This is a genomic window from Ignatzschineria sp. PL_is040, assembly GCF_055813795.1.
On sequence record NZ_JBVPGU010000007.1, the window covers coordinates 22,410 to 40,472 of the forward strand.

General features: G+C 39.5%; 18 protein-coding genes and 4 tRNA genes. 4 read left to right on the forward strand and 18 right to left on the reverse strand.

The annotated features are described in order from the left end of the window. Positions 1-70: 70 nt before the first annotated feature. Entirely contained in the window at positions 71-1,174 is a 1,104-nt protein-coding gene (locus AC0SAP_RS08285) for an ankyrin repeat domain-containing protein (protein WP_473383840.1), read from the reverse strand. Between the two features lie 376 nt (positions 1,175-1,550). Here AC0SAP_RS08285 and AC0SAP_RS08290 point away from each other — a divergent pair, with 376 nt between their 5' ends. Both AC0SAP_RS08290 and AC0SAP_RS08295 read left to right on the forward strand, forming a co-directional pair. Further along, positions 1,551-2,318 (forward strand): rhomboid family intramembrane serine protease, encoded by a 768-nt coding sequence (locus tag AC0SAP_RS08290; RefSeq protein WP_473383841.1) that lies wholly within the window; start codon positions 1,551-1,553, stop codon positions 2,316-2,318. Continuing rightward, a complete protein-coding gene (locus AC0SAP_RS08295; protein WP_473383842.1) occupies positions 2,315-3,151 on the forward strand; it encodes a hypothetical protein in 837 nt (278 codons plus the stop codon). The genes AC0SAP_RS08290 and AC0SAP_RS08295 overlap by 4 nt, the downstream gene beginning before the upstream one ends. Positions 3,152-3,325: 174 nt before the next feature. Here AC0SAP_RS08295 and secB read toward each other — a convergent pair whose 3' ends face one another. The 11 genes from secB to prmA form a co-directional block, all read right to left on the reverse strand. Next, positions 3,326-3,817, reverse strand: a complete 492-nt coding sequence (gene secB, locus AC0SAP_RS08300; RefSeq protein ID WP_473383843.1) for a protein-export chaperone SecB — start codon at positions 3,815-3,817, stop codon at positions 3,326-3,328. A gap of 53 nt (positions 3,818-3,870) precedes the next feature. Beyond that, on the reverse strand, positions 3,871-4,137 hold the full coding sequence (grxC, locus tag AC0SAP_RS08305; RefSeq protein WP_094568429.1) for a glutaredoxin 3: 267 nt from the start codon (positions 4,135-4,137) through the stop codon (positions 3,871-3,873). 11 nt (positions 4,138-4,148) lie between these two features. Next, the gene (locus tag AC0SAP_RS08310; RefSeq protein ID WP_109236847.1) at positions 4,149-4,577 is read right to left on the reverse strand and encodes a rhodanese-like domain-containing protein; all 429 of its coding nucleotides are present in this window, start codon (positions 4,575-4,577) and stop codon (positions 4,149-4,151) included. A 305-nt stretch (positions 4,578-4,882) separates the two neighbouring features. Next, entirely contained in the window at positions 4,883-5,614 is a 732-nt protein-coding gene (locus AC0SAP_RS08315) for a UDP-2,3-diacylglucosamine diphosphatase (RefSeq protein WP_473383844.1), read from the reverse strand. Between the two features lie 6 nt (positions 5,615-5,620). Next, the gene (locus AC0SAP_RS08320; protein WP_094568426.1) at positions 5,621-6,124 is read right to left on the reverse strand and encodes a peptidylprolyl isomerase; all 504 of its coding nucleotides are present in this window, start codon (positions 6,122-6,124) and stop codon (positions 5,621-5,623) included. Positions 6,125-6,243: 119 nt separating this feature from the next. Further along, positions 6,244-6,711 carry a copper resistance protein NlpE gene (locus AC0SAP_RS08325; protein ID WP_473383845.1) on the reverse strand — a complete coding sequence of 156 codons (468 nt, stop codon included), beginning with the start codon at positions 6,709-6,711 and terminating at the stop codon, positions 6,244-6,246. A 209-nt stretch (positions 6,712-6,920) separates the two neighbouring features. Beyond that, entirely contained in the window at positions 6,921-7,505 is a 585-nt protein-coding gene (locus AC0SAP_RS08330) for a peptidylprolyl isomerase (protein WP_109236850.1), read from the reverse strand. 482 nt (positions 7,506-7,987) lie between these two features. Then, positions 7,988-8,557, reverse strand: a complete 570-nt coding sequence (gene efpL / locus AC0SAP_RS08335) for an elongation factor P-like protein EfpL (RefSeq protein WP_109236851.1) — start codon at positions 8,555-8,557, stop codon at positions 7,988-7,990. 150 nt (positions 8,558-8,707) lie between these two features. Beyond that, entirely contained in the window at positions 8,708-8,980 is a 273-nt protein-coding gene (locus AC0SAP_RS08340; protein ID WP_094568422.1) for a helix-turn-helix domain-containing protein, read from the reverse strand. Positions 8,981-9,184: 204 nt separating this feature from the next. Beyond that, positions 9,185-10,135: a tRNA dihydrouridine synthase DusB gene (dusB, locus tag AC0SAP_RS08345; RefSeq protein ID WP_473383846.1), complete on the reverse strand. Its 951-nt coding sequence runs from the start codon at positions 10,133-10,135 to the stop codon at positions 9,185-9,187. After that, positions 10,135-11,022, reverse strand: a complete 888-nt coding sequence (gene prmA / locus AC0SAP_RS08350) for a 50S ribosomal protein L11 methyltransferase (protein WP_473383847.1) — start codon at positions 11,020-11,022, stop codon at positions 10,135-10,137. Before prmA ends, dusB begins: the two co-directional genes overlap by 1 nt. 647 nt (positions 11,023-11,669) lie before the next feature. Here prmA and AC0SAP_RS08355 point away from each other — a divergent pair. Then, a complete protein-coding gene (locus tag AC0SAP_RS08355; protein WP_094568420.1) occupies positions 11,670-11,924 on the forward strand; it encodes an FAD assembly factor SdhE in 255 nt (84 codons plus the stop codon). Positions 11,925-12,052: 128 nt separating this feature from the next. Here AC0SAP_RS08355 and AC0SAP_RS08360 read toward each other — a convergent pair. The 5 genes from AC0SAP_RS08360 to AC0SAP_RS08380 form a co-directional block, all read right to left on the reverse strand. Continuing rightward, positions 12,053-12,128 (reverse strand) — tRNA-Thr (locus tag AC0SAP_RS08360). A gap of 296 nt (positions 12,129-12,424) precedes the next feature. After that, positions 12,425-12,500 (reverse strand) — tRNA-Thr (locus AC0SAP_RS08365). 85 nt (positions 12,501-12,585) lie between these two features. Continuing rightward, the gene (locus AC0SAP_RS08370) at positions 12,586-14,538 is read right to left on the reverse strand and encodes a tRNA(Met) cytidine acetyltransferase TmcA domain-containing protein (RefSeq protein WP_473383848.1); all 1,953 of its coding nucleotides are present in this window, start codon (positions 14,536-14,538) and stop codon (positions 12,586-12,588) included. A gap of 236 nt (positions 14,539-14,774) precedes the next feature. Then, positions 14,775-14,849, reverse strand: a tRNA-Lys gene (locus tag AC0SAP_RS08375). 100 nt (positions 14,850-14,949) lie between these two features. Beyond that, positions 14,950-15,024: transfer RNA gene (locus tag AC0SAP_RS08380), tRNA-Lys, on the reverse strand. A 357-nt stretch (positions 15,025-15,381) separates the two neighbouring features. On the opposite strand from AC0SAP_RS08380, the gene AC0SAP_RS08385 reads away from it, so the two are divergent. After that, positions 15,382-16,599, forward strand: coding sequence for an aromatic amino acid transport family protein (locus tag AC0SAP_RS08385; protein WP_286482428.1), 1,218 nt, complete (start codon positions 15,382-15,384; stop codon positions 16,597-16,599). 269 nt (positions 16,600-16,868) lie between these two features. Here the strand turns inward: AC0SAP_RS08385 and fnr are convergent, their stop codons facing one another. Continuing rightward, a complete protein-coding gene (fnr, locus tag AC0SAP_RS08390; protein WP_094568417.1) occupies positions 16,869-17,582 on the reverse strand; it encodes a fumarate/nitrate reduction transcriptional regulator Fnr in 714 nt (237 codons plus the stop codon). Positions 17,583-18,063: the final 481 nt, after the last annotated feature.

The following is an 18,063-nucleotide window of genomic DNA, read 5'->3' on the forward strand; positions in this document are numbered from 1 at the left end:
ATTAACAACACTATTAAGAGATCTACTGATGAAATGGCGCTCATAAGATCAATAAGATCCTGTTCCACCACTAATCTTGTGGGGTTAGAAGCAAGATCACTTCCTGATGCCCCCGCTCTTTAGCTAAATCTAGCGGCGTTAAACCATTAATACTCTGACAATCGACATCTGCCTTTGCTAGTAAGAGGGCTTTTATCATCTTTGGTAAGTTCATTGCTGCGGCTCGATGCAATGCTGTAAATCCATTAGCATCCGCCTTGTTGGGATCTGCTCCTAAAGTCAAAAGTGCTGCTAACCCCTTTTCCGATTTAATCTCCACTGCATCCATCAAAGGCGTTGTACCATTGAGAGAAGAGGCATTCAGATCAACACCCTGCTCTGCTAAAAGCTTCATCATCTCATAATGATCGGTATAGAGCGCCCAATGAATCGGTGTAAAGCCATCTTGTGCCATTAAGTTAGGATCAACCAACCCCTGCTGTAAAATTAACTTAACACTCGCCTGATCATCATTTGCAATCGCAATATGATAAGCCGTTGTCGTTCGCATCACCTTTTCAGAAGAAAAGCAGGCATCTTCGGCAAAGAGACCCACTTTCGCCCGATGACCAAAGAGAGAAAAGGCCCAAACAGCAGCACGATTAGGATCGCTCTCCAACTCATTAAGAAGCGGCACCGGCGCACTCTCCCCAAGAACATGACTTAACATTAAAAAATTTAAGAGGGCAATCGTCTGATTCTCTGTCTCAAATTCACTATCAGTTATCTGACCTTCTATAGTCTCGATTACCATCTGATTCTCTCTAAAGCTCACTGTTGCCTTAGCAACGAGCTCTCTTGACCAACTACGAACAAAATAGAGGGCTTGCCCATCAAAGAAGATCGCCCAACGATCATCAGGAGATTGCGGAACAAAGAGTGATCCGGGATAGAGTTTTCCATCAATGCGGTAATGTAGATCTGCTTTGAGAGAACGATCAACAGTTGGTGAAAGTCCTGAAAAAGAGGCACCATCCTCCAGACTATAGGAGTCGAGATTCTTTAATGCACTCTCTTCGATATCGCTTCCTAATTGGTAGGTGATAGGTCGTAAATCTAATAGCGGAATACCGTAAGGATTTTCATCATAACGAATCCAAGGAAGCTCTCTGATCTCTATTTTCTCTTTTGCCATAAAATCCCAATCTCACTGTCGTAATTTCTATCGTAATGTTTATCGTAATTTACGGTCGTAATATTTTGTCGCTACTTTTTTATATCTGTTTCGATATCTGATAAATCACTTTCAGACCATTGTCTATAATATTCTATAGCACCGATCTATCATGCTTTATATCTCTGTTCTTAAGTAATTCTTTATAAAAGAGGTAGTTTAACAAAATTAAAATGATGCGACCGAATCCATTATCCCAATTTATCTTATGATAAGATAATCACTCTTCTAACAATCGAAGAGCAGTGCGCTTAAAGAGGCTCAATCAATATAGAATGATCGATCACGCCTCAATAATTGTAACACTCAATATCGAAACGCAATCTAAAGGCTTACCATGTTTAGAGATCTACCTATTGCAACACGATCCCTCATCATCCTCAATGTTGGAATCTTTATTCTCTTAGCGCTCTTGAGCTCTTTAGAGATCTCCGATCTACAATATTTCTTAGGAAGTTACTTCCCGAGCTCACCTTTCTTTCACTTCTGGCAACCCTTTACCCATCTCTTTATCCATGCCGGCATCTCCCATCTTCTCTTTAATATGTTTGCCCTCTTTATGTTTGGTGCCACAATAGAACGTATTATTGGTACACAAAAATTTCTAATTCTCTACTTTGTTGCCGGAATGGGCTCTTTTATTCTCTTTAATATCCAGAGCTATTTTACAATCAACCAGCTTACGGCAGAACTCTATGCTCTCGATTCTCCGGCAGTTGTTAATCAAGTACTTCTTGAGGTACAAAATAATCTTAAGATGGATCACCTAGGAGTAATTACAGGCCCAGGTTATATCGACCGCATCCCAGAATTATCAGCGCTTGTAGGGGAGTATATCCGACCAATGATGGGCGCATCAGGTGCAATTTATGGTGTCTTAATCGCCTTTGGCATGCTCTATCCCAATGCAGGTCTGATCTTCTTCTTTATCCCCTTTCCTATTAAGGCAAAATATTTTATCCCCGGCATTATTCTCCTAGAAGTGATTTTAGGTCTCCTCAATCTCTCTTGGAATCCTATCGCTCACTTTGCTCATCTAGGGGGTGCTGCGGCAGGATTTCTCCTCATCTGGTATTGGAAAAAACAAGGAGCTATTCGTCTATGACTCTTACCCAATCCTTCCAAAAAAGATTAAAAAAAGGGGCATCAATAGCCCTCATTACCGTTGCCCTGCAATCTCTCTCCTATGCGGCACCACAACTGACCCTCTCGCAAGCAGAGCTGACGAAAGTGGGAGCACAAATCTATCAAAATGAGACCGGTGGTAAACGGGACAATTTAGCTGTCTGGAATCAAGGGGAGAACTTCCCCTCATTAGGAATTGGCCACTTTATCTGGTTCAAAGCCGGTGAGCCGGCACATTTTGAAGAGACCTTTCCGGCATTGGTCACCTTTATTGCTAATCAAGGTGTTCCGCTCCCTAAAATTTTACAAAAACATCGATCTGCACCATGGAAAACGCGAGAAGCATTTAATCATGCAAAATCGACGGGAGAACTCAATGAGTTGATGCAATTTTTAGAAAACACCCAAGAGCTACAGACACTCTTTATCTATCAGCGGCTACAAAATGCATTGCAGAAGATGAAGCAAGTTTCACAATACCCTGACTTTATAGAGATGAAATTTTATGAAGTCGCCAGTGCCCCCAATGGTCTCTATGCCTTAATTGACTATGTCAATTTCAAAGGGGAAGGGATCAATCCTCAAGAGCGATATCAAGGGGAAGGTTGGGGATTGATGCAAGTATTAGAAAATATGGATCTCGTCTCAACCGGATCAACAGAGACAGCTAAAAATGCCGCAATTTTAAGAAGTTTTCGTGATTCCGCAGAGAGAGTGTTAACTCAGAGAGTTAAAAATGCAGATCCTAAAAAGGGCGAAGAACGCTGGTTACCCGGCTGGATCAACCGCTTAAATACCTATCAACCGAAGTAATTTAATGATTGAGCGCTGATTGGCGTCACTGTTTGTTAAGAGCTCTATTTCTAATGATTCTTATCCTTACCCTCATGACGCTCAAAAACGAAGGAAAATATTGCAAAGATAGAATAAAAAAACCCAAAATCAGTCATATGATTTTGGGTTTTTGATCATTTAGATCTTTAATACTTAAGCATCAACTTGCTCTTCTACCGCTTCTTCAGCCTGTTGTGCTAATCGATCCGCATAGACTGCTTCAAAGTTAATGGGTGAAAGCATAACAGGAGGGAAACCCGCGCCTGAAATTAAATGATCTAATGCAGGGCGAATATAAGGATAGAGAATATTAGGACAGTAAGCCCCTTTTAAGTGCGCTTCCTGTGCTTCTTCAAAACCATCAATTAAGAAGAGACCCGCTTGCTCTACCTCAGCTAAGAACATCACCTTTGTCTCCGCTTCATCACCTTCTGCATCTTCCACTTTGTAAGTTGCAGTAACGGTTACACGAAGCAGAACTTCATGGATATTAGGATCAACTTCACGATGATCATTACCTAACTGAATCTGAATTTCAGGTTGAACATTTAATTTAAAAACTTCCGGCGTATTAGGAGATTCTAATGAGACATTTTTTGTATAGATTCTCACAATGTCGAATGTAGGTTGTTTCTCTTGAGTCATCTCTTTACCTTTAAAATAGAGCGATTAAGCGATTAATCTATTTAATCTATAAATTACTGGGGTAACTTACCTGAAAGATAGTCATCTAACTGACCTCTTGTCTCAAGCATCATTAAATCATCACAACCACCTACATGATAATCACCAATAAAGATCTGTGGAACCGTATTGCGACCTGAACGCTTTTGACACTCTTCCCAAAGTTTTGGATCGCTATCAACATCAATCTTTACCGGCTCTACACCATGACGTGCAAGAATCTCAAATGCACGACGGCAGTAGCCACAAGTTGTTTTAAAATAGACTTCTACTTTTTTCATCTGTTTCTCCTTTAACCTTTAGAAAGAGGCAAATTTGCTTCTTGCCATCCTACAATACCACCGACTAAAACATTTAAAGGCGCATCAGGATGCATTTTACGCAACTTAATACACGCTTCATTTGCTCGAGGGTCTGTATCGCTATACACAATAATCTTCTTATCCCCAAATTGAGCTAAGCTTTCAAGCTTCTTCTCAAGTTCTGCTGCAGGGATATTGACTGCACTCGGAATATGCAATTTTTTATAATCTTTTTTCGAGCGAATATCGATAAAGACGGCATTATCGTCATTATACTCCCGTAATGCATCTGTAACGCTCATTCGATATCTCTTACCTCTTGCTGAGTTAATTTCATTCGCAATTAGGAGAATGACCACAACAACAAGTGCCGCTACAAACATCCAATTTTGTTGGATAAAAGGCATAATAGAATTCATATAGTTACTCTTTTTTTAATTATTGTACTTATTTAATAATGTTGACTACTACTTAATAGTCTCTGATAGTGCTTGATACTCTTATAAGATCGGTTTGATGTAGTGATAATACGTTGTGATAATACGCTGTCTATCTTGGACTCAAGAGATATAACCCCTCAACTGATCTATCGGAAATATCTTCCCTCACATACCACACTAAACCGAGAATTAAAGCGCACTATCGCGACCTATAAGGAGATATAGTGATATATAATCACTCAATATCTTACGCTATTTTCCATTGAAATGATAGAAGAGATCCTTCACGATAACGACTGAAAATCGGCAATCTTAAATTGATGTCGAGTAATTTTGCCCTCTTCTAATTTAAGATAATCTCCCGTAATATCCCAATCACTTAGGACATAACGATACTGCTCATTTCCATGGTGATGAATTGCAGGGCGATGTGTATGACCATGAATCATCTGGCTCACCCCCCGTTTATGAAAATATTGTGTCGTGTAGTGCTCATTGACATCCATAATCTTTCGCGCTGTCGACTGCCCACTCTTCCTCTTTATTTTTGCCGCTAACTCTAGCCGATACCGCTTCGGTAAATGACGCAATAGTGTGAGAATCAGAGGATTTCGAATCCAACGTTTATAGCGCTGATAAGCGTGATCATCGATACAGAGTTCATCACCATGAAGCAGAAGAATTCCCTCCTGCTTTAAGATAATTTCACTCGGTGCGATCTCCATTTTTGCACTTTTGGCATAACGCCTACCTAATGCAAAGTCACGATTGCCGGGAATAAAGGTGATTTCGGTTCCACGATCTGCTAAGGCTGATAGATGTTTCGCTACCGATAGAGTTAAAGGTGTCTCAATATCATCACCCGCCCAAAAGTCAAACAGATCTCCCAAAATATAGAGTTGATCAGCACTAGGGGCGATTTTATCAATAAAATAGAAGAAAGCCGTAACGAGATCGTTACGACTTTCACTAAGATGGATATCACTGATAAAGAGTGAAATAGAATCCTCTTGCATCAACCATTACTCACCGATAACTTCAACATTCTCGATAATAATATCTTCAACCGGCACATCACCATGACCGCGGCGAGAAGTTGTCTCTACCTTCGCCATCTTATCGATCACATCCATTCCTTCTACAACTTCACCAAAAACAGCATAACCCCAACCTTGTGGTGTTTGTGATTTATGATCGAGGAAACTATTATCCACTAGATTGATAAAGAATTGTGATGTTGCTGAATGGGGATCCATTGTCCGCGCCATTGCAACAGATCCGCGTACATTCTTAAGACCATTATCCGCTTCATTTTGAATCGGTTCGCGATGACCTTTATGTTTATCAACCATTCCTGGCTCTAAACCACCCCCCTGAACCATAAACCCAGGGATAATGCGGTGAAATAGCGTACCATTAAAGTAACCATCTTTCGCATACTGGAGAAAGTTTTCTGCCGTAGCCGGTGCTTTCTCATGATTTAATTGAATGGTGAAATCACCCATTGTCGTGTGGAACTTAAGCATTATTCAATACCTCTTCTTTAATAGATCTTATTGTAACGATCGCGATCGCTAATAAACTTATTAGTAAAATTATTAGTTAAGTTACTTTTAATTTATTTTAACCAGCGTTAATTGTAACACTACTCTTCCGGCAATACTTTATGAAGCGTGTAATCAAAAGGCCCTTCATTCTCAATACGTTTCCCCTCTTTATCTGCAGGGAAGAGAATATTTTCACCCACAAAGTAACGCAGCTTCCCATCAGGACCACCATCTGTCCCCTCTAAGGTAACCACTTGGCCCGCTTTGTTCCACGTGAAACGCCCTGATTCATTAAAGGTTTCATCTTTCCCTTTAACATCGAGGTAGGTCTGTTTAAGGTCATAACCACCATTGTACTCTAGCGTTAACTCAACATCGATGCCACTACAATCGGCACAAGGATATTGTCCCTTATAAACTCCGGCATAATCTAATGCACTTTGCGCTGAGTGCTCTTTATCAAACTCAACGGTACTATTTTCATCAATAGTTGCAGGAGTAACCTCTTTATCATTACATGCAGCCAGAAGAAGCGTAGCACCTAATACAATCCATAACTTTTTCATTTTTTCCCTCAATAGCGATCGGCAATTTATGCCGATCTATCTGCTGTTAAATGTTGCTGTTAAATTTAGCCAGTAAGTGGCGGTGCAGTTATTTCATATGTTACTTCATATGTTATTTCGTATATTAATTGACTGATTTCTCTATCGATTTGTCTACCGACTTGTCTATTAGACTCTCTTATTACTAATCGATCCACCACAAACTTCTACTACGGCTTTTCAACAAACTTAACACTTTCAATAACGACTGGCTCTACCGGCACATCTTGATGTCCCGCTTTAGAAGTTGTTTTAACCTTCTCAATCTTATCGATTACATCCATCCCTTCAACAACCTTCCCAAATACAGTATAACCATAACCATCCTGACCAGGATAATCTAAGAAAGTATTATTCTGCGTATTGATAAAGAATTGGCTTGTCGCTGAGTTAGGATCCATTGTTCGTGCCATTGCAATAGTACCACGCTCATTCTTCAATCCATTATCAGACTCGATCTTAATAGGTGCCCCGCTCTTCTTCTGTTTCATATCAGCATCAAGACCGCCACCTTGCACCATAAAGCCATCGATGACACGATGGAAAATCAATCCATCATAATAGCCATCATCAACATAATTTTTAAAATTTTCAACGGTAATAGGCGCTTTTTCAGGATCGAGCTCAACGACAAAGTTTCCTTTAGTTGTATCCATTTCCACATAGAGATGAGGTGCTGTTACTGCTTCTTCTGCCATAACAACCCCTGAAAAGAGGCTAGCTGCTAATGCACCCGCTAACATTAATTTTTTCATACTGACTCCTAAATCAAAAATTTTTCCAAGTGAGAACAATCATCTAGCATCTGTTCTCAACTCTTCTCTACCCTATATAGAAGGGACGATCTCCCTTAGCGAAATGATCACTAAAGAAATATGCTTACATCACTTTTAGATAAGAGTAATCGCAACAACCTATCACGACAATAACTCTCTACCGGCAAACAGCTTTACAATTTACTTTATAACTTACTTTATAACCTATTTATAACGTCTTCATAACGTACTGATAACATCTACCAAATGTTTTTTGTAACGTCTTTACAACATCTGCTCGATTACAAATTGAGCCCTATTATAACTTAATATCGTCTTTTTAAACGATTTCAAGAGTAAATCACCTTTTTTCTAAGATTATTTTTTTAAATAGTAAAAAAAATGGTGTCATCATTCAATGACACCATCTCTTCTATTGAGCTTCAGTAAAGCTCTATTTAAATCCAATAAATCTAATCAAGCTAATTTGCTCGACTTGAATACTCTCTTGTATCGGTATTGACAACAATTTTTGTCCCATTTTCAATATATTCAGGTACTGAAACTGTGATGCCTGTTGAGAGCTTTGCCGGCTTATTACGTTTTGTCGCGCTCGCCCCTTTCAATTCAGGTGCAGTATCAACCACTTCTAGGACCACCGTTTGAGGAAGAGAGAGCGCAACAGGAGCTTCATCTACTAAAGAGACATAATAACCTTCAATCCCTTCAAGAATAAAGCCAGCATCATCACCTACTAACTTTTCGCTCAGATAATATTGACTGTAATCTTCACTATCCATAAAGACAAAATTATCACCATCTTTATAGGAGTAGGTTGCCTCTCGTTTTGTTAATTGCACATCCTCTAACTCATCATCAGCACGAAGAGAGAGATCGACTTTATGATTATCGGGAATTGAGAAGATCTGTATTCTAAAAGTGGTATTACCACCTCTTGCTGTCGGTGCAGATTTCTCCACATCACGCACTAAGTAATAGAGATTATTATATTGAATCACATCGCCTCGGCGTATCTCATTTGCTTTCTTCACACAGCTCTCCTCAATTACCAAAAGTTAATTATAGATTGATTACAAATCAGCTTAATTATAAGTTAACCGTAAGAATTTATCATCAGACTTATTGATCTGACACCTTAAGAGCAAGTTTCCACTCCCCTCTTACAATCTGATAACTGACGATTATGACTTATGATCTCTTGGATCGATATCAAAATAATCTAAACGTTTCTTTAAAGTTGAGCGCGTAATTCCTAATATCTCCGATGCTTTTGATTGATTACCATCGGTATACTCCAATACCTTCTCAAATAGAGGTCTCTCCACCTCATTGATCACTAAACGGTAAAGATTGGGAGGATACTTTCCATCTAACATACTGGAAATTTCGTCTAATGCTTCCTTTACTGACTCACGCAATGGAATATGATCTTTAAGACGCTCACGAGAAATCATGCTTACTACTCCTAGAATATCTATCTAATTAATATATTAAGTAAATGAAGTATTACCAAGCCACAGCTCAACAATACTCAGTAAAAAAAAAGAGAATACCTATCTCACCTACAATAGATGTTTAATGGTAGATTTTGAGATAGATATCTATTTACGTTATAAAACAGACCTAACTAATTTTTGATTTGTTAAGAACCTACATCTCTATATTTGATCTAAAAAAATTCTTGCTACCCATTCAAGTTGCTTCTCCGGAATCTTCTCTCGCAACATCGCACTACGCCACTCACTCGGAATCTCTCGCTCGCCGAGGTACCAAAGAAGATGTTTTCGAGCAACACGAATTCCCTTCTCTGCGCCATAAAAATGGTGCAAAGCAGAGATATGTTCTAATATCACTTGGTAACGCTCTTCTATGGTGGGGAGATAGGGTTGACGCTCGATTAAAGAACGAAAAAGCCAAGGATTACCTAAAGCACCCCGCCCTACCATAATGGCATCCGCCTTCGTCATCTTTAAGACCTGCTCTGCTTTCTCTAGTGAATCGATATCGCCATTTGCAATCACCGGAATTGAGATCGCCTCTTTAACCTTTGCAATCGTTTCATATTCCGCTTCACCCAAAAAACGATCTTCACGTGTTCGCCCATGAATCGCCAAAGCTTGAATACCGATCTCTTCTGCCATCTTCGCAATCATGACCGCATTCTTATTCTCTCGATCCCATCCTGTTCGAATCTTCAATGTCACAGGAACATCAACGGCAGCAACCACCGACCTTAAGATCTCTGCCACTAAAGGTTCATCCTGCAATAGCGCAGAACCTGCCGCTTTTTTACAGACTTTTTTTGCCGGACAACCCATATTGATATCCACAATCTCAGCGCCATTTTCAACACTAAATTGAGCGGCAGCCGCCATCATTTCAGGATCATACCCCACAATTTGGGCGCTGACAGGAGAGAGCTCTCCTTCATAAATAAGGCGTAACTGTGATTTTTCAGTCTCCCATAGCTCAGGATTAGCATTCACCATCTCGCTTACCGCAAGACCGGCACCAAAACGCCGACAAATCTTACGGAAAGGAAGATCCGTTACCCCCGCCATAGGTGCAAGCACATAGGGCGATGATATATGATAATTCCCTATTTTCATTACGATCTCTTAATGCCGTAGAGCCTTGTCCAACCGTCTAAACTTTTATTCTCTTGAAACTCAAATTGATCCCGATAAGCACTCTTAACAAATTCTGCATCATGATCTAAGAGCCCCGCTAACACAAGATGGCCACCTGGCTCAACTAAATTCCCTAAAATAGGGGCGAGCTCTACTAATGGACCTGAAAGAATATTGGAGAGAACCACTTTTGCTTTAGGGGGAGAGAATGATTCTGGAAGTGCGGCATAAATCGAAACATTATTACGCTCTGCATTCTGTTCTGTTGCATAGATCGCCTGCTTATCAATATCGGTGCTGTAACACTCCTTCGCTCCCAATAATTTGCCGGCAATCCCTAAAATACCAGAACCACACCCATAATCGATAATGGTGGCACCCATCAACTGATCTCGATTATCAGAGAGCCACTCTAAACAGAGTGCTGTTGTCGGATGTGTTCCCGTCCCAAAAGCAAGCCCAGGATCTAAGCGAACTGTTGCAACCTCTGGCTCCGGCGATGGTAGATGAGTTGGACAGATCCAGAGATTCTCACCAAATTTAATCGGTTTATAGTGATCTTGCCATGCTCTAACCCAATCTTTATCCTCTAATTCATGTGTCTCCACAATAGGAAGATAGGGCTGGTCTAAGTAACTCATCAAGAATGCTTTAATCGCTTCAACATCACAGGGAACTTCATAGAGCCCTGTCACTAACGTTTCACTCCATAATGGTGTTTCACCTGGTAGCGGTTCAAATATCGGCTCATCACTACCATCTTTCATGGTGACAGCAACAGCCCCTGACTCAACGAGCGCTTCATCGAGCGCCTCCGCCGTCAAGCGCGCATCAGCTTTTAGAGTTAATTCAAACCATTTATTCATAGCTTCACCACATGTCACTAATTTTATTAAGGGGAGAATACTAGCTAAGATATGAAACATAATCAAGCAAAAGAGCGTAGAGCAAATTGCGATCAACTTCTTAGCAAGGCATAGATCATAACAAAATTCTCTAGCTATTTGCGCATTTTTTTTACGGTATATTCTATAAAGCCCTAAAAAATGGGAGTTATTCCCATTTTTAAGATGTGATGATTGCATCCCTACTTCACGATCAAATATTTTAGCTCTTAACTCGCTAGCACTTTACGCGCTCGATAGTTTTTCGAATACTTAAATCAATCTTTCCCCCATCTTCTTAAAAATTAGATATCGAAAGTAGGCAATAATTAGTAGGATAGAAGCAGACTAAAAGAGAGAGGATCACAAGAAGATAACGAGAAGATAACTTGGAAAATAATATTTCTAACAGATATCTTAATATCTCAATCACCTGTCATTAAAAGGTGAGAATTAACTCAGCCTCATTAAACGCTCTATAATAGTGGCATGATAAAAAGAGCGATAATATCTTCAAATCGATCTAGCTCTTCCAATCACTTTGAGTCATCAATATTAGTTTTAAATACTCAAACATGAATACTTAATTTTAAATATCTAGCTTTCTATATTAATGGGAGACCAATGTAATGGATAATAAATATGATCTTCGGAAAATAAAATGGCGTTCTCGTCGTGGTATGCGTGAACTCGATGCGCTTTGTGATCGTTATCTTGAAAACCACTTTGAAAAAGCACCTGATAGTGAAAAAGATCTCTACCTATCACTTCTTGAGATGCAAGATCCTGAGCTCTATTCCCTCTTAATGCATCGGGCAGAATACCCTAGCCCAGAAATTAAGGCATTAGTACTAAAGATGAATCCTGATGTTTTAGAAGATTAAGGAAAAATATCTATGAAGGGTATCTGCTGCAACATCCTGACTGATTATCAAAATAGTGATTTGTAATAGATAGATAAAGTAGATAGATAAAAGAAGAGCCCAACAGTTATACTGTTGGGCTCTCTATCTGGTGCCGGCACCACGAATCGAACGCGGGACCTACTGATTACAAGTCAGTTGCTCTACCAACTGAGCTACGCCGGCTTCTTAAATTTAATCAAGAAGTGGAATTATAGAGTTCTTCATCAAAGATGTCAAACTTTTATTGAAGATATTTTGCATCGCAAGCACTATCTAACAACATAAAAGTAAAAGCCAAAGGAAAAGGAAAAGAATAGGAGATCTTAAATTCTTAATTCTTAATTCTTAATTCTTAATTCTTAATCAATAGTACTTAAGCTAAAATCCAACAAAAAAATAAGATGTAATAAGATGTAATTAAGTGCAGAAAAGAGAAGGAATGCAAAAAGCCCAGCAATAAAACTGCTGGGCTTTCTAACTGGTGCCGGCACCACGAATCGAACGCGGGACCTACTGATTACAAGTCAGTTGCTCTACCAACTGAGCTACGCCGGCTAAACTATATTTGAGGATTATAGAGATGAAGATTCAGCCTGTCAACAACTGCATAACAATCATTCATTTTGATATCAATATCCTCTCACTCTTGATCTTTTAAAGCACGAAAAAGCGCATTCTCCACACTATAGGCAGCTCGACTAAAATTACGATTCGCCTCTATAACAGCAGCATCACGCGCATCAAATCTCCCTTCTTGTGCATAATGCTTTAAAATTGCAGCGATCTCAGGACGCGACTCCATCTTTTGATAGTTAAGTGCAGCATCTGCTGCAAATTTTCGGTAACTCTCTTCAATCCATTCATGGCTATGGCTATTAATCCGCTTTAACACAACTAAAGAGTAGAGCCCTGTTGTTTTATCAAGATGAAAACCTAAATGCGCCGGCTGAAAATCTAAGCTACGCCAAAAAGCGAAGAGATCTGCCGTTAAACCGAAACTCACTGAGAGAAAATCAAGATTAAGAGAAGAATCGTTCTCAATTGCCGATATCATTCGCGCACCAATGCCTAATCGCCGAAAAGAATCTACTACAGAGATACGAGAAATCCGTACAGATCGTGCAATCATAGCTTCAGGAAAATAACTCTGCCCTGCTAAAATTTGGGGAACTAGATTTCCACGAGGGCGCCTCTCACCCCGAAACAGAGCTATAGCAAGCTCTTTCGATAATCCCCCCTCAACAATGCCCCATGTTGCCCCTATCAGTTGAGATTGATAAAACGCCAATACGAAGAGTTGATGAGGCGAATCAAAGAGTCGTCTTAAATCTTGAATATTTGTTTGATAATGAGTCTGATTAAGAAGGTGATAGAGCGCAGCAAGCTTTTGCCGATCTTCTCGCAACAATCTGATATTTTGATCATTATAGAGCTCTATCTTGAGCGCCTCTTGAAGATCCTCTTTTTTAGGAGTGGGGAATGAATCTTTTAGATCGTAATCACTTCTCTTTGTAAACCGCATTGCATCAACTAGCTGCGCTAAAGAATCCCGATGATCAAAACGGTGGATCTGCTGGAGCTGGTACTGCTTCTTAATCGTGACAAGATCATAGAGTTTTTCTCGTAATCCTTGTCCTGTCCCCTCATAATTTTCCACCGAAGAGATCATCAACACCCTTCGAAATCGCTTAACTAAGCGCTCAAGATGGGAGAGCGGCATTTTCGCGGCCTCTTCAATAATTAAGGTTTGATCCCAAACCTCTCCCTCTTTAATTCCTAAAAAGAGCGCATCAGGCGCTCGGAATTGGTAATCATTCAATGATTGATACTGCTCGATCGCTAACTGATTCGGTGCCGTTAAGATAAAGGCTTCAGGATCACTTGCGATCAAGGCTGCACCTAATGCCGATTTTCCACTTCCCCTTGGCGAAAAGAGGGTAAAAACTCCCGATGCTTCTGCAAGAAAATCGCTATAGATTGCTCTCTGTGCTTCTGTTAAAACGAGAGAGGAGGAGTGCTTTTTTGTTTCTATCATCGGAAGAGATCTCTTATCATGATGCCCCATTTCTTCCAAGAGATAAGAATCTCCCCCTAACTGTGGCGCAAACCATTCACCTCGCCAATAACGATATGCATAATTGACTAACTGCTGTGAGAGGTAATGATCGAAATAGGGAGTCGGTATCATCACATCGTGAAAACGTTGACTCTCCTTCCTCCCTAAAGGCTCTGTTGCTAATAACAATAGTGTGCCATGCGCGCCAATAGTTGCAGCAATCGAAAGAAAATAATCGAGAGGAAAACCTTCTCGAATATCTAACAACACCGCCTCTGTTGTTGCTCCTAGAAAGTGCCGAGTCGCCTTTAGAGGCACAGCTTGATACTGATCTTGTAGCAAAATATCATCTGAGAAGAGAAGCGCTTGAGGATAGACCTTTTGAAAAGCAGGGATCACCACCGATAATGGTTCCGCCACTAGATCGATTGAATCGAGATAGATCGTCAAGACCTCTCGAGATCTTCCCTCTAAAACACTCTGTAAAAAAAGATCTATCTGTTTTCGATCCAATTTTCGATCCAATTTTCGATCCATCCTTTTCTTCCCTTTGAGTATCTGATGTAGCTTAATACCGCATCATTTTTTGAGGCCTCTTACTCTATGAGTAATATCGCGATCACTATCGATTAATATCAGATTAATATCAATTGGTGTCGATTAGTGTCGATTAGTGTCGATTCAAATCGACCCCTTCAGATCGATTTTAAATCATCGATAACATATTTAAACAGATATAAAAAAACCTCCCAGTTCTGGGAGGCTTTAATAGATGGTGGGTCATGAGGGATTCGAACCTTCGACCAATTGGTTAAAAGCCAACTGCTCTACCACTGAGCTAATGACCCTAAATCGAAAATAATTATAACCGATTTAGTATACTTGTCAACTCTCAAGTCTGAAGTCTGAAGTCTGAAAAACGTTGCAAGTACTCTCTTCAGGTAAATTTGGTGGGTCATGAGGGATTCGAACCTTCGACCAATTGGTTAAAAGCCAACTGCTCTACCACTGAGCTAATGACCCTGAGAAGAGTTAGTATTATAAAGCTATTTTTATTAGCGTCAACCCCTCTTATCGATTTTTTTATACTTTTTCTCCCTCTCCCGATAAATTCCCCTATAAATCTCTCTGAAAATCTCTCTGAATAGTATCGATAACTCAAGGCTTATCTCTCAATCTCCCCCTTCACTCCCCATCTTAAAACCTTTAAAACTCAAAAAAATGCTGATCTTTTGAGCAATATCATCTTAAGAAGATCAAATGATAAAAGGTTCTATAAAAGAGCTTAGACATCTTTTTTATTCTCCACTATCATCATACGATCGTGTAGGGCTTTTAAAACCTATCACCCTCTTTTCTATTCATCAAAGGACAATCAACGTGAAAAGTCGTCTATTTGGCAGCACCTTAATTATTGCCGGGACAGCGGTAGGTGCGGGAATGTTAGCCATGCCTTTAACTTCAGCACAGATGGGATTTGGCATGACCTTTATACTGCTCTTCTCATTATGGATCCTCCTCACCTTTACCGCACTTCTCTACGCTGAAGTTCATCAATACAGCCCTATTGATGCCGGCATTGCAACGATCACAGAACAATATTTTGGAATAACAGGCCGCCTTGTCGTTAACTTTATTCTCCTCTTCTTTATGTATGCCGTCCTGACGGCTTACATTACAGGAAGCGGTAACCTTCTCTTTAACTTAATTCCTAAATCCTTCAATCTAGATCCCGTTAAAGCCCAAAAGATAGCGGCTCTACTCTTTGCCATTCTCTTTGGTACGATTATTACTATCGGTATCGCACTCTCCGATATGACTAATCGTCTCTTTTTCACCTTGAAGGTGATTAGCTTTATTGTCCTGCTTTATCTTCTTTTTGGGAAGTTCTCCTTTAGTAACTTGCATTATGCTCCCACCAACAATCTTTTAGTGATCTCAGCACTTCCCATCTTCTTTATGACCTTTGGTTTTCATATCTGTACACCCACAATTAATGAATATCTACAGGGAGATCATCAAAAACTTAAATTAGCCGCCATTTTAGGATCAACAGGTATCTTTCTTATCTATATTATTTGGCAGATGGCCACTCATGGCGTTCTCAAACAGGAAGATCTTGTCGCGATACTCAACAAAGATCCAAGCCTCAACGGCTTAATTACAGCCTTTGAAATCACCACAGGCAGTAAAACAATTAGTGAAATTGTTCGCGTATTTTCAGTCCTAGCGCTGACAACGTCCTATATTGGCGTCTCACTAGGGCTCTCTAATGCAGTAAAAGATCTTCTCGCTCACTTCAACCTTAGCAAAAGTAATCTAATGGTCGGAGCAATTACCTTTATCCCCCCGATTATTGTCGGGTTTACCTACCCGACTATCTTCTTAAGTGCATTTGCTTTTGCCGGCGTTATCTTTGCCTTTATCGGCGTCATCTTACCCGTTCTTTTAGTCTATAAAGCACGAAAAAAATACCCTGATGGGAAACGCGTAAAAGGAGGAAATATCTCATTAATTCTCGCCCTGCTCTTCGCTGCGGTCATTATTTTTGTAGGCAGTTTTCCTGAACTCCTCAATTTGCCAAGCGTGGTGGGTTAATCTGTTATAGAGATCTCTAGACGTGTGTATTTTCAAATAGAAAAACAAAAACACAATAACAGCAATAAGCAATAATCCTAAGATATTAGGATAGTGGTATAGTAAAACAGTAGAAATAACAGATAAATAAAAAGAGTTATCGCTCTCTTAGCGGTAACTCTTTTTATCATGTTTATAAAGAGGTTTAAGGGGTAGATCGATATAGTGAATCAAAACAGTGCTTCTGTACTCTCTTTTCTCTTTTTCTATTCTCTTTTAAAGTAGAGCTCTTACTGAATATCTAAATTCACCATCTCTCTTAATGTATCGATATCTAATAATTTAATCTGACGATGGTTAACCTCAATCAGATTTTGATCTTGGAGCTTTTTAAGGAGACGACTCACCGTTTCAACAGCCAAACCGAGATAACTCCCAATATCAGCTCGCGACATACTTAACGAAAACTCAGTCTCAGAGTAGCCACGACGCTTCAATCGAGCGGAAAGACTTAAAAAGAGCGCGATTAATCGTGATTTAGCAGGCTGAGAGCCGATCATCGTCATCATCTGTCCATCACACTTAATCTCATGACTCATTATCTTCAACAGTTGTCTCGAAATATTAGGGATTGTGACAGCAATAGTATCTAATTGACTATAAGGAATTTCACAAAGACTTGTTGTCTCTAATGTCTTTGCACCACAAGCATGTACTCCTGAGCTTAAAGCATCTAAACCGATAATCTCTCCGGGAAGATAGAAGCTCGTCACATACTCAGAACCATCATTGGCCACCTTATAGGTCTTAACAGCTCCTGAACGGACTGCATAGAGAGAGGTAAATTGATCTCCTGGATAATAGATATGCTTACCGCGTGATAACGGTTTTCCTCTCTGCACAATCTTTTCAAGCTTTACAAACTCACTATTTTCGAGCCCTACAGGAAGACAGAGCTGCTGTAAACTACAGTTTCCACATGCAACTTTAATCTTTTTTAGCATCCCTTTTACCTCAAACCAACTAATGTTAATACCCTTTTTACGCTTAACTTAAGCTAGCAATAAAAAGAGCTCTTAAAAATTAAACCTCAATTATAGACCTATTATAAATAGCATGAGTATAAATTATTTGATGATATCTATTTGTTAAACAATCTCTACTACGACCTATAATCCCATCTCTCTAAAAATTGAGGAAAATTATAGAGAATATTAATCTCATTGCAATTTTAATAATGAAAAAAGTAATAAAAAAGACAATAAGAGATAAATATAATGCTTGATAATAATCAGCCGATAATGGATAAATATATCTCTTATCCCTCTATTTACCTGACTCTTTTACCCTACTCTCTCCTCAATGATTATCACTCTCCACAAAAGATACTTGAAAAATAAATATTGAAATATATATAAATTTATTAAAAATATAGTAAAATATTTCACATATCTATTCAGTAAGATCTGCTAATAGAAGATATAT